General features: G+C 72.5%; 10 protein-coding genes. 3 read left to right on the forward strand and 7 right to left on the reverse strand.

From position 1 onward, the window contains the following. Positions 1-87: 87 nt before the first annotated feature. Positions 88-3,408 (forward strand): right-handed parallel beta-helix repeat-containing protein, encoded by a 3,321-nt coding sequence (locus ACFZDL_RS04940; protein WP_353591965.1) that lies wholly within the window; start codon positions 88-90, stop codon positions 3,406-3,408. An 82-nt stretch (positions 3,409-3,490) separates the two neighbouring features. Here ACFZDL_RS04940 and ACFZDL_RS04945 read toward each other — a convergent pair whose 3' ends face one another. Next, entirely contained in the window at positions 3,491-4,156 is a 666-nt protein-coding gene (locus ACFZDL_RS04945; RefSeq protein WP_391190406.1) for a TetR family transcriptional regulator, read from the reverse strand. Between the two features lie 92 nt (positions 4,157-4,248). Further along, positions 4,249-4,959 (reverse strand): DUF4232 domain-containing protein, encoded by a 711-nt coding sequence (locus ACFZDL_RS04950; protein WP_353591967.1) that lies wholly within the window; start codon positions 4,957-4,959, stop codon positions 4,249-4,251. Positions 4,960-5,158: 199 nt separating this feature from the next. Here ACFZDL_RS04950 and ACFZDL_RS04955 point away from each other — a divergent pair, with 199 nt between their 5' ends. Then, a complete protein-coding gene (locus ACFZDL_RS04955; protein ID WP_353591968.1) occupies positions 5,159-6,493 on the forward strand; it encodes a helix-turn-helix transcriptional regulator in 1,335 nt (444 codons plus the stop codon). Between the two features lie 69 nt (positions 6,494-6,562). Here the strand turns inward: ACFZDL_RS04955 and ACFZDL_RS04960 are convergent, their stop codons facing one another. Continuing rightward, complete coding sequence (locus tag ACFZDL_RS04960) at positions 6,563-7,015, reverse strand: MerR family transcriptional regulator (RefSeq protein WP_353591969.1); 453 nt, start codon at positions 7,013-7,015, stop codon at positions 6,563-6,565. Positions 7,016-7,044: 29 nt separating this feature from the next. Here ACFZDL_RS04960 and ACFZDL_RS04965 point away from each other — a divergent pair, with 29 nt between their 5' ends. Beyond that, positions 7,045-7,815, forward strand: a complete 771-nt coding sequence (locus ACFZDL_RS04965; RefSeq protein ID WP_353591970.1) for a methyltransferase domain-containing protein — start codon at positions 7,045-7,047, stop codon at positions 7,813-7,815. A gap of 116 nt (positions 7,816-7,931) precedes the next feature. Here ACFZDL_RS04965 and ACFZDL_RS04970 read toward each other — a convergent pair whose 3' ends face one another. From ACFZDL_RS04970 to ACFZDL_RS04985, 4 genes are all read right to left on the reverse strand, one after another. Beyond that, the gene (locus ACFZDL_RS04970; protein ID WP_353591971.1) at positions 7,932-8,666 is read right to left on the reverse strand and encodes an FCD domain-containing protein; all 735 of its coding nucleotides are present in this window, start codon (positions 8,664-8,666) and stop codon (positions 7,932-7,934) included. A 57-nt stretch (positions 8,667-8,723) separates the two neighbouring features. Next, positions 8,724-9,344 carry a bifunctional 4-hydroxy-2-oxoglutarate aldolase/2-dehydro-3-deoxy-phosphogluconate aldolase gene (locus ACFZDL_RS04975; protein WP_353591972.1) on the reverse strand — a complete coding sequence of 207 codons (621 nt, stop codon included), beginning with the start codon at positions 9,342-9,344 and terminating at the stop codon, positions 8,724-8,726. Positions 9,345-9,417: 73 nt separating this feature from the next. Continuing rightward, positions 9,418-10,329 carry a sugar kinase gene (locus tag ACFZDL_RS04980; RefSeq protein WP_353592147.1) on the reverse strand — a complete coding sequence of 304 codons (912 nt, stop codon included), beginning with the start codon at positions 10,327-10,329 and terminating at the stop codon, positions 9,418-9,420. A 205-nt stretch (positions 10,330-10,534) separates the two neighbouring features. Further along, a complete protein-coding gene (locus ACFZDL_RS04985; protein ID WP_353591973.1) occupies positions 10,535-12,364 on the reverse strand; it encodes an IlvD/Edd family dehydratase in 1,830 nt (609 codons plus the stop codon). Positions 12,365-12,386: the final 22 nt, after the last annotated feature.

Below are 12,386 nucleotides of genomic sequence, written 5' to 3' on the forward strand. Positions count from 1 at the left end.
TACGCGGCCTGGGGAAAATCCACCCCAGGGTGGTCGATTTACCCATATATCGCGGTGCGGCAGGCACCACAACAAGGAGGTTGCAGCGTGTCACGGCAGTTGCTCACGGTCGGCCCGGACCAGACGGAGAACTTCCGGACGATCGGCGAGGCCCTGGCGAAGGCGCGCACGGGGGCGGTCATCCGCGTCAAGCCCGGTCGCTACCGCGAGAACCTCACGGTCAGGACCCGGCTCACCATCGTCGCCGACGGCGACCGCGGCAGCGTGGAAATCTGCCCGCCGCGCGGCACCGCCGTGGTGCTCGTCGCGGACGCGGTGATGCTCACCGACCTGACGCTGCGCGGCGGCAGCGAGGACCTGCCGGTGGTGGACGCGCCGCGCGGCCAGGTCGCCATGGACGGCTGCACCGTCGTCGGCTCCGGCTGGACGGCGCTGCTCGCCCGCGAGAACGGCTCCCTGGCCATGCGCGGCTGCCGGGTCTCCAACCCCGAGGGCGCGGGCGTCGTGGACACCGCCCCCACCGGCAGCGTCATCGACGACTGCCTGATCGAGCACCTGGGCACCTCCGCCGTCGTCCTCAGCGAGCAGGCCCGCACGACCGTGCGCGGCTGCCGGATGCGCGACGCCAAGGGCAACGGCCTGCTCGCGGGCGGTGAGGCGCAGGGGCGGGTCGAGGACTGCGACATCTCCGGCACCGAGAAGCCCGCCCTCGCCCTGGAGGGCCGGTGCGCCACGCACGTGGCCCGCACCCATGTGCACGACACCTCCGTCGGCGTCTACGTCACCAGCGCCGCCCGGCCGGTGCTGGAAGAGGTCACCGTCAGCGACACCACAGGACCCGGCATCGTGCTCGCCCAGGGCGCCGACCCGGAGCTGCTGCGCTGCGGCACCGCGCGCACCAAGGGCAACGGCCTCGCGGTCACCGAGCGTTCCCGGGGCACGTTCCAGGACTGCGCGTTCGACGCCGCGGCCTCCTCCGCGATCCGCGTCGTCGGCTCCAGCGCCCCGCTGCTCTCCGACACCACCGTGCGCGACTGTGCCGACGCGACGGCGGCCGTCCTGCTGTCCGAGGACGCCTCGCCCGAGTTCGACCGCCTGGAGGTGGTGGACGCGGCCGGCGCCGCCGTCTCCATACGCACCGGGGCCAACCCCCTGCTGCGCAAGGCCCGTCTCCTCGCGCCCGGCGGCCACGGCGTGGAGGTCACCGAGGACGGCCGCGGGCGCCTGGAGGACTGTACGGTCGAGCGCTCCCAAGGGGCGGGCGTCCGCGCTGCGGGCGGCGGCTCCCCCGAGATCTCCGGCACCGTGCTGCGCTCGACGGCCCAGGCCGCCGTCTGGATCGGCACGGGGGGCCGCGGGACCGTGCGGGACTGTCAGATCCACGCGGGCACCGCCGCGGGGCTCCACGTGGAGAGCGGCGCCGAACTCTCCGCCATCCGCACCCAGGTGACCGAGGCCGGGGCCCACGGCGTGCTCGTCGCCAACGGCGGCCGGGCCACGCTCGACGCCTGCCAGATCAGCGGCAGCGTCGGCGACGGCATCCGCGTCGACAGCTCCGAGCAGGTCACCCTCACCGACTGCGCCGTGCGCGACAACCGCGGCGCGGGCCTGAAGCAGACCCGCGCGACCGAACGCCTCACCGTCCAGGGCCTGAACAGCAGCGGGAACGCCACCCCCGACGCCTGGGGCGAGACCGCCGGGGACCTGGCCCAGGAGGGCAAGTCCGCCGCCCGCCCCGGCGAGAAGAAGCCCGAAGGCCCCTTGGCGGAGCTGGAGTCGCTGATCGGCCTCGCCCACGTCAAGCACCAGGTGCGCACCCTGGTGAACCTCAACCAGCTCGCGCAGCGCCGGGCCAGCCTCGGCATGCCCGTCCCGCCGATGAGCCGCCACCTGATCTTCTCCGGCCCGCCCGGCACCGGCAAGACCACCGTGGCCCGGCTCTACGGCGGCATCCTCGCCGAACTCGGTGTGCTGCGGTCGGGGCATCTGGTCGAGGTCTCCCGTGCCGATCTGGTCGCCCAGGTCATCGGCGGTACGGCCATCAAGACCACCGAGGCGTTCAACGAGGCGCTCGACGGCGTGCTGTTCATCGACGAGGCGTACACGCTGCTGTCCGACGGCAAGGGCTCCGGCGCCGACTTCGGCAAGGAGGCCATCGACACACTGCTGAAGCTGATGGAGGACCACCGCGACGAGGTCGTCGTCATCGCCGCCGGATACACCGATGAGATGGGCTCGTTCCTCGCCTCGAACCCGGGCATGGCCTCCCGCTTCACCCGCACCATCGAGTTCGCCAACTACTCGGTGGAGGAGTTGGTGACCATCACCGAGAGCATGTGCGCGGCGCACCGCTACGAGCTGGCCCCGAGCACCCTGGACGCGCTCGCCCGGCACTACGAGCGGATGCCGCGCGACGCCACGTTCGGCAACGGCCGCGCGGCCCGCCAGGTCTTCGAGGAGATGGTCGACCGGCAGGCGTATCGGCTCGGCTCCATGGCCAACCCCGCGGAGGCCGATCTCAGCCTGCTGCTGCCCGAGGACATCGCGGATGAGTCGGCGGCCGCGTCGGGCGCGGGCGGCGGCCGCAGCTCCGAGGAACTGCTCGCCGACCTCGACGCCATGATCGGCCTGGAGGCCGTCAAGAGCGAGGTCACCGACCTGGTCAACCTGCTGTCGGCCACCAGGCGGCGGCAGGCCGCCGGCCTGCCCACCCCGAAAATCAGCCACCACCTGGTCTTCTCGGGGCCGCCCGGCACCGGCAAGACCACCGTGGCCCGGCTCTACGCCGACCTGCTGCTCTCCCTGGGCGTGCTGGCCACCGGCCAGCTGGTGGAGGTGGCCCGCGCCGACCTGGTCGGCCGCTACGTGGGCCACACCGCGCAGCTCACCAAGGAGGTCTTCGAACGCGCCCTGGGCGGCGTGCTGTTCATCGACGAGGCGTACACCCTCACCCCCGAGGGCGCCGGCTCCGACTTCGGCCGCGAGGCCGTCGACACGCTGCTGAAGCTCATGGAGGACCACCGCGACGAGGTCGTCGTCATCGTCGCGGGTTACACCGAGGAGATGGCCCGCTTCCTCGCCTCCAACCCGGGCCTGGCCTCGCGCTTCTCCCGCTCGGTGGACTTCGAGCACTACTCCACGGACGAACTGGTGGAGATCATGGGCCGCCACGCCACGGCCTCCGGCTACGACTGCGCACCCGAGACGGTCGAGGCGCTGCTCCAGTACGTGGCCGGGCTGCCGCGCGACCGCTCGTTCGGCAACGCCCGTACGGCCCGCCAGATCCTGGAGGCGATGATGACGCGGCAGGCCCGGCGGATCGGCACGATGGCCGCACCGGGCCTGGACGACCTGCGGCTACTGCTGCCGGACGACCTCCCGACGGACACCCGGCAGCCGGCGGGCTGACGGCGGGGGCCACCCCGGCCCCCGCCTGACCCGACGCTGCGGGGTCGCTGCCGTTCGTCACGGGGAAGGGGGTGAGGTTCGGTCAGGCGATGGGGTCGCCGACGGCCCCGCCGGTGGCCGTGCGGATCGCGTGGGCGAACCTCCGGGCGGCGGCCTTCACATCGGTCAGCTCGGTGGCGCCGGCCCCGGCGCCGGCAAGGAAGGCGACACCGATCTGCTCGTCCAGCACCCGCACCACCGCGGCGGCGGCCGCGGCGTGCAACCGCACCTCCAGATCACCGGCCGGGCGCCCCAACCGGTCGCCGATGATCACGCGCATCTGCTGTTCCGTCTGGTCGCAGGCCATCAGCCAGGCGGTGCGCAGCGCCGGTTCGGTGTCGGCGAGCCGGATCATCTTCATCGCCAGCATCTCGTCGGCCAGATCGACCGGCCGCGTCTCGTACTGGAGCCGGACCAGTTCCCCCGCCAGGTGGTCCTCGAGGGAACTGTCCTTCGGCCAGCTGTGCAGCACGCTCATCAAGGTGACGACGCCCTGCATGACGATCGGCTCGGCGCACGCTTCCTTGCTGCGGAAGTGCCGCCAGATGGTGCGCGTGGACAACCCCACCGCATCGGCGATCTGGTCCCCGCTGGTCGCGGCCACGCCCTGCTTCCAGAACAGGCGCGCCGCCTCCCGGGAGATCTCCAGCCGCAGCCGCGTACGCCGCCGCTCGCTCATCCCTCCCGCAGGGCGATTCTTCGTCGCCATGGCATTCATCAACCCTTCTCCTTCTCCGTCCGCAAGCGGCATGACGTCACCGAGTGAGCCGGGTGCGCGGCGGTGCGCGGCCGGCGGTGGGGTTACCAGCTGAGGGCGTTGTCCATCGACTGCTGCCAGTACGTGACGCTGAGGGAGTCGTCGACGTAGACGCCCTTGGCGGGCAGAGACGGGTGGGCGACCCAGGAGGCGTTCTCTCCGGCGCGGCCCTGGAAGGTGACGGCGAGGGATTTCACGGTGTGTCCGTTCGTGCCGCTGCCGTCGGTGGCCGACAGGTTCACGGCGGCGTAGCCGGACTCGCCCGGGGCGAGCCTGACGACGGCCTGCGGCTTGGAGTCCTCGTTGACCGGCGGCACCGACTGGGCCTCGCCGAAGCGGGCGGCCGGGTAGCCGTAGAGGTCGCAGGGGGCGCTGCCGGTGTTGGTGACCGTGAGCAGCATGTGGTTCACCGGGCGGTTCAGCGGGGCCGCGACCGTCTTGGTGCTGGAGCCCCGGCAGGCGACGGCCTTGTGGCCACTCGCGCCGGAGTCGCCGGTGCCGGTCTTGCCGTTCCCTCCCGCCGCCGAGTCCTTCCCCGCGGACGCGTCCCCGTCCTGCCCCGAACCGGCGCCGCCGGACTTCGCGTTCTTACCGGAGGACGAGCCGGAGGACGATGCGGTCGAGGAACCACCTGCCGACGAGCCCCCGTCGGACTCGCCCGATCCGTCGCCGCACGCGGTCAGGGAGAGAGCGGCGATCGCGACGGCCGCGGTGGCGGTCAGCAGGCGGGTACGGGTGTCCCGGTCACTGGACATGTGGGTGGGGCCCTTCTGTGGTGCGGTGGGGGGTGCTTGGATGAACCGGAGTGTGTGGGGTGATCCATCCCAGCCGCTAGGAACGGCATGCGATTGGATACGCTGGGACGCGGAAACAGGCTTTGACCAGGAGAGATCCAAGGGCTCTGGGACGCGGGAATGGGACGCGGGCGGGCCACGCGGGACATGGGGAGGAACGGTGTCAGGGTCGACAGGGGCCACCGGTGCGACCGGGCCCACCGAGGACGCGGAAGCGTTCGCGGAGCTGCTGCGGGGGCTCAAGGAACGCTCGGGGCTGAGCTACGGGGCGCTTGCCAAGCGGCTGGGCATGAGCACCTCGACGCTGCACCGCTACTGCATCGGCAGCGCGGTGCCGGCCGACTACGCCCCGGTCGAGCGGCTCGCCCGGGTCTGCCGGGCGACCGGCGAGGAGCAGGTCGAGCTGCACCGGAGGTGGATTCTGGCGGACGCGGCGCGGACCCGCAGGAGGCCGGGTCCGGACGGAACGGAACCGGCGGGAACGGGGCCGGGCGGGGCGGGACCTGAGGGAGCGGCGTCTGCGTCCACCGGCAGCGAGCGCCGCGAACCAGGCGGACGTGACGAACCAGTCGCCGGCGGCGCCGTGCCGCCCGCCCCCGCGCACTCCCGCCGGCGCCGCACCGCGCTCATCGTCTCCGTCGCCGCGGCCTCCGCTCTGGGAACCGTCGCCCTCACCGCGAGTCTGCCGTTCTTCAAAAGCGACGACGACGACTTCCAGAGGGCCGGGGACACCACCGTGGCCACCCTCGCCGGCCCGGAGGACGACACCACCCCGGCCGACACAAGCCCGGCCGCCTCAAGCTCCCCTTCCCCGTCCCAGCCCGCGAAGAAGGGCAAGTCCTCGGCGTCGAAGTCCGCCGGCCATACCGGCGGAGTCACCACCGGGCAGGCCGACGCGGCACCGGTCAAGGTCACCACCCGGCCCTACGTCTACAAGAACCCCTGCAACCAGCACTTCCTCGTCGACAGCGAGCCCGAACAGGTCGGCCCGCCCGCCGTTGAGCAGGACGCGCCCCGCTGGGCCGCCGCGTACGGCGCGGTCCCCTCGGGGGACCAGCGCGTCGCCATCTCCGTGCAGGGCACCGGGAAGGACACGGTCGTCCTGGAGGCGCTGCACGTACGCGTCGTCACGAAGGGCGCCCCGCTTACCTGGAACGACTACTCGATGGGCGTCGTCTGCCCCGGCGGCGGCGCCGCCGTCAAGAGCGAGTCCTTCGACGTCGACCTCGACGACGGCAGCCCCCACATCGCCCTCAACAACGGCCAGCGCGACTTCCCGTACAAGGTCAGCGAGTCCGACCCGGAGGTCTTCTACGTCACCGCCCGCACCAACGCGCACGACGTCCGCTGGGACCTCTCCCTGGACTGGTCCAGCGGCGACCGCCACGGCACCGTGCACATCGACAACCAGGGCACCCCGTTCCGCACCAGCGCCCGCCGCCCCGGCTACGACTACCAGCCGGGCAGGAGCGAGTGGGTCAAGCGCAGGGGCTAGTGGCGCCCAGCCGTTCGGCACCCGTCAGTGGAGGGACGTCCTCCTGCGGCACATCGCGCGGCACATCGCTCAGACGGGGATGTGGGGAGCGGGGTCCAGGCCGATGCGATCTGCGACCATCTGCTGGAAATGAGCACACTGGGTGAAGTCCTCGTGATCGCAGCCGAGCGCGCATTCGATGAGGTCGAGGGACGCCTGCGCGGCTGCGATACGGGAGCGGAGCGCGTCGGCCTCCTCGCCCAGGATGTTCCGTCGCTTCGTCGGATCGACGGTAGCGGCCAGAGCGCGGATGGTGTCGAGGGAGAGCCCTGCCTCCTTGGCGCGCAGGATGAGGGCGACGCGCGTGAGGTCGGTGATGCCGTAGCGGCGCCGGCCGGCGGCATCGCGTGCGGGGGTGAGGAGCCCCACTGACTCCCAGTGACGCAGGACGTGCGTGGCCAGACCGAAGCGTTGGGCGATGGCGCCGATGCTCATGGGCTCGCGCTCGCCGCCGGCAGGCGTCCCGTGCTCGCTTGACTTCATGCCGACATTAAGTCGCAGCCTTGGGACTCATGACCAGCGAAACAGATCAGAAACCCCAGTCGGCGGACGGCCTCATCGCCCTGCTCGACGCGGCCGACCGGCTACCGGGTGCCAAGGAACTGAGAGCTCTGTCCTACGACCTGCTCGGCGCCGCCGCCGGCCAGTGGGTGGTCGACGTGGGCTGCGGCGCCGGACGGGCCGTGGCGGAACTGGTCGAGCAGGGCGTGAAGGCCGTCGGCGTGGACCCGAGCGAGCGGATGATCGCCGTCGCCCGTGGCCGGTGGCCAGAGGGGGACTACCGGATCGCGGGGGCGTACGAGTTGCCGCTGCGGGACGCCTCGGTGGACGGTTACCGGGCCGACAAGGTGTTCCATGAACTGAGCGAGCCGGAGCGGGCATTGGCAGAGGCACGCAGGGTTCTCGTGCCCGGAGGGCGGATCGTGCTGGTCGGGCAGGACTGGGACACGTTCGTCATCGACTCCGCCGATCCGGCCCTTACCCGCACCCTCGTGCACGCCCGCGCCGACCTGACCGCAGGCCCGCGTGCCGCTCGCCGATACCGCAACCTGCTGCTGGACGCCTGCTTCGACGACGTGACGGTCGAGGTGCACACCGGCGTTTTCACCGGGCCGGCGATGTTGCCCCTGCTCACCGGCCTGGCCGAAGGAGCTTGCTCCGTCGGCGCCGTCACGCGCGAGCAAGCGGACAGCTGGATCGGCGAGCAGCGCGCGCGGGCCGAGGCCGACCGGGTCTTCCTGGCGCTGCCGATGTTCGTGGCAGCGGCGACCGCGCCACGATGAAGCGGTAGCCGGCTGTCCCGCCGGGTGCGGAGTGACGGCGGCGCCGGTTGGGGCGGGCCGCATGGGTGACACCGTTTCCGCCACTCACACGCCGCGCCCGGCTTCCCGTGTCCTCCTCAGACGTCCAGCGCGCACGAGGCCGGCGGCGGGGTGGTGCCGTTCAGCAGGCCCTCGACCTCGCTGTGGGCGGTGTCCACGATGGATCGTACGCAGGCCGCGGCATCCGCCGGGCGCCGCTCGACGACGGCCCGCGCGACTTCCTGGTGGCGCCGGACCGCTGCCTCGTCGACTCGCTCCGGCATCAGACTCAGCTCGCGGCGGGCGGTCAGCAACTCCTCCGTGACCTCGGCGAGCTGGGCGAACATGCCGTTGCCGGACGCGGTGAGCAGCGCTCGGTGAAACGCGGCGTCCGCCGCGACGAACCCGGCCGTGTCCGCCTCGGCAGCCGCGGCCACCATCACCCGGGCGTGCGTCAAGAGCGCCTCGCGGGTTTCGTCGTCGGCCCACGCCGCGGCGAGCGCGGCCGCGGACGGCTCGACGGCGGCGCGCAGCTCCGCCAGTTCGCGCAGCTGGGCCCCGCGGTGCGGCGAGTTCAGCCGCCAGCGGATGACCTGGGGGTCGTACAGGTTCCACTCGGTCATCGGCCGTACGGTGATGCCGACACGGGGGCGGGAGGTGACGACCCGCTTGGACTCCAGAACTCGGACCGCTTCCCGGGCGACAGTCCGCGAGACGCCATAACGCTCCTGGACATCCTCCAGTCGCAGCACCTCGCCGGCGCGGGTCTCCTCCGCGGCGAGGGACAGGCCGATCTGGTCCACCACCTGTCCGTGCAACCCCTGCAGTTCCACGCGCTCCCCGTCTCCGTCCTGCCCCTGACCGCCCTCGACCGTCCCGTCCCGGGGCCGTCAGCGGGCCTGTGCGAGGCGGCCGAGGAGCGCGGCAACCCGCTCGCCCGCCGCTTGCGCGCCGCCCGAGGTGAGCGCCGAGCCCATGCCACAGGCGATGGCCCCGGCCGCGATCCACTCCGGTGCGTTGTCCATTGTCACACCACCGGTGGGGATCACGGGGGCCTGGGGTAGTGCGGCCCGGACGTCGCGCAGCCAGGACGGCGACGCGCCGGAGGCCGGGAAGAGCTTGAGCGCGTCCGCGCCCTCCTCCAGGGCGCGGACCATCTCGGTCGGGGTGGCGACTCCGGGGAAGACCGGCACGCCGTAGCGGTGTCCGGTACGGATCACCTCCGGGTGCAGGCTCGGCGACACCAGGAACCGGGCGCCCGCCTCCACCGCGGCCCGCGCGGCGGGGGCGTCGATGACCGTGCCGGCCCCGACCAGTGCGTCCGGCCGCTCAGCGGTCAGCTGGGCGACGGCGCTCAGCGCGCGCGGTGTGGTCAGCGCCACCTCCACGGCGTTCAGTCCGGCATCGACTACGGCCACTGCCGCGGTCAACGCCTCCCGCGGCCCAGCCGCCCGGACGATCCCGAACGCCCGCTGGGCGGTGACGGCCCGGACGATGTCCCATCGATACATGAGTGCTCCTGGTGTGGTGCGGTGTGCGGTGAGGCGAGGTGTGCGGGGCGGTGTGTGAGGTGTGTGCGGGGCGTCAGCGGTGGACGGTCTCCGCGGCGCCCGTGAACGACGACAGCGCACGAGCCAGGCCCTGGCGATCCGGAAGGCCGTCGGTGTCGGTGGTGCACTGCACCACGAGCGCGGCCACCGCGGCCGCCGCCGCCAGGCAGCGGTCGTACGGTGCGCCCCTCAGGAGCCCGGACAGAAACCCCGCGGCGAACGCGTCGCCTGCCCCCACCGGATCGGCTGTCGGTACCCGGAACGCGTCCTGTCGCCACGTGCCGTCCGCCGTGCTGCAGGTGGCCGACTTGTCGCGGTGCTTCACCACGGCCGTGCCGACGCCCGCGGCGAGCAGCCCGTGGGCCGTCGTCCCCAGCAGTTCCAGTTCGTCCTCGCCCGCCAGCGTTACGTCCGACTGCTCCAGCAGCGGCCCGACGATCTTGCGCCAGCGTTCGGGGGTGCCCAGTTTCAGCCGTACGTTCGGATCGAAGGAGACCGTCGCGCCGGCCGCGCGGGCCAGTTCCAGAAGCTTCAGGGTCGCCGTGTGAGCGGAGTCCGAGAGCATGGGTGTGATGCCCGTGAGGTGCACCAGCCGGGCACCCGCCACCATCTCGGCGGTCAGCTCGTCGGCGGTGAGCCGGGAGGCCGCCGAGCCGGCCCGGTGGTACTGCACATCGATCGCCCGCGCCGGATGGCTGTCCCGCAGCAGCAGCCCCGTGGGCGCCGACGGGTCCACGACGGCGTACGACGTGTCGATGGCGTCCGCGCGCAGCTGAGCCAGCACGCTCCGGCCGGAGGGGTCGTCGCCGACGCGGCCGAGCCAGCGCGTGTGGTGTCCGAGCCGGGCGAGCCCGGTCGCGACGTTGGACTCCGCGCCGGCCACGGAGCGCCGGAACGCGGTCGCCCGCTCCAGCGGCACCCCGGGCTCCGCCACCATCAGGAGCATCGCCTCGCCGCAGGTCACGAACTCGGGCACCGGCCGCCCGGGGGCAGCGCCCATCGGGGAGGCTTCCGGCTCCGGGGGCGTTTCAGCGGCCGGTCGGCGCTCCGGCGGAACCGGCGGAACCGGCGGGAAACGCTCGGTCATGTGCGACTGTTCCTCGTAGAACATGCGTACTCCTCTGGATGCCTGGTGAATGCCTCTGCGCGCCTCAGAACGCCTGCCGCGGCGGGGCGGAATCGGTGGAGCCGACCAGGAAGTCGAGATCGGCGCCGGTGTCGGCCTGGGTGACGTGCCGGGTGTAGAGGTACGTCCAGCCGCGGTCGGCGGGTGGCTTCGGCGGTTGCCACTCGGCCCGCCGTACGTCCAGCTCGGCGTCCTCGACCAGCACGTCCAGGCGCCGCCCCGGTACGTCGAGCCGGACCCGGTCCCCCGTACGTATCAGCGCCAGCGGCCCGCCGACCGCCGCCTCCGGGGCGACGTGCAGCACGCAGGTGCCGAAGGCCGTGCCGGACATGCGCGCGTCGGAGATCCGCACCATGTCCCGGACCCCGGCGTCGAGGAGCTTCTTGGGGAGCGGCAGATTGCCCACCTCCGGCATCCCGGGGTAGCCGCGCGGGCCGGTGTTGCGTACGACGAGGACGGTGTCGGCGGTGACGTCGAGGTCGTCGTCCTCGGCGACGGCCAGATACTCCTCCAGGGAGTTGAAGACCAGCGCGGGGCCGGTGTGCCGCAGCAGTGCCGGGTCGGCCGCGGACTGCTTGACGACCGCGCCATCGGGCGCGAGGTTGCCGCGGACCACGGCGGTGCCGGTGCCGGCGGGCTGCACCGGGTTGTCGAGCGGGCGGATCACCTCACGGTCGTACACCTCGGCGCCCGCACAGTTGTCGACGAGGCTCCGGCCGGTCACGGTGACGGTGTCCTGGTGCAGCCGGCCTCGCAGGTCGTTGATGAGCGCGGGCAGCCCGCCGGCGTATGCGAACTCCTCCATCAGGAAGCGGCCGGACGGCATCAGGTCCACCAGCAGGGGCAGTTCGGCGCCGAGCCGGTCGAAGTCGTCGAGCGCGAGCGGCACGCCTAGCCGGCCGGCCAGGGCGAGGAGGTGTACGACGGCGTTGGTGGAGCCGCCGATCGCCGCGTTGACCCGAATGGCGTTTTCGAACGCCTCGCGGGTCATGATCCGCCCGGGGGTGAGGGCGCTGCCCGCGAGTCCGACGGCACGGGCGCCGGTGGCCTCGGCGAGTGTGCCGCGGCGGGCGTCCACGGCGGGAAGTCCGGAGGCGCCCGGCAGCATCATGCCCAGCGCCTCGGCGAGACAGGCCATCGTCGAAGCGGTGCCCATGGTCATGCAGTGGCCCGCCGAGCGGTTCAGCGAGGACTCGAACTCGGTGAACTCCTCCTGGGTGATCGTGCCCGCCCGCAACTCCTCGGTCATCCGCCAGATGTCCGTGCCCGAGCCGACGTTGCGGCCGCGGAAGCGGCCGTTGAGCATCGGGCCACCGGTGAAGACGATCGCCGGCACACCGGCGCTGGCGGCGCCCATCAGCGCGGCGGGGGTGGTCTTGTCGCAGCCGGTCAGGAGGACGACGGCGTCCAGCGGATTGGCCCGGATCTGCTCCTCGATCTCCATGGCGGCGAGGTTGCGGTAGAGCATCGAGGTCGGGCGGAGGAACGGCTCGCCCAGCGACATCGCGGGAAACTCCAGCGGGAAGCCGCCCGCCTGCAGCACACCACGCTTCACTGCGTCGGCGAGGATCTGCAAGTGGCCGTTGCACGGTGTCAGTTCGGAGTAGGTGTTGCAGATGCCGATGACGGGGCGGCCGTCGAAGTTGTGACCGCCGCGGCCCATGGCGCGCAGATGGTGCCGTGAGATGAAGCCGTTCTTCCCACCGTCGCCGAACCAGGCTCGGCTGCGGAGGGGGGCGGCGCCATGTGCGCGGGCGCCGCCGGTGCCGTCAGCACTGTCGACGGAGACGGAGGCGGTGGTGGCGGAAGTGGCGGTGGCGGTGGTGGCGGAGTGCGGGAGGTCGAGCGCGGCCATGCGCGATGTCCTTTCCGTGCGC

This window comes from Streptomyces sp. NPDC007917, from assembly GCF_042959105.1.
Taxonomy (GTDB): Bacteria; Actinomycetota; Actinomycetes; order Streptomycetales; family Streptomycetaceae; genus Streptomyces.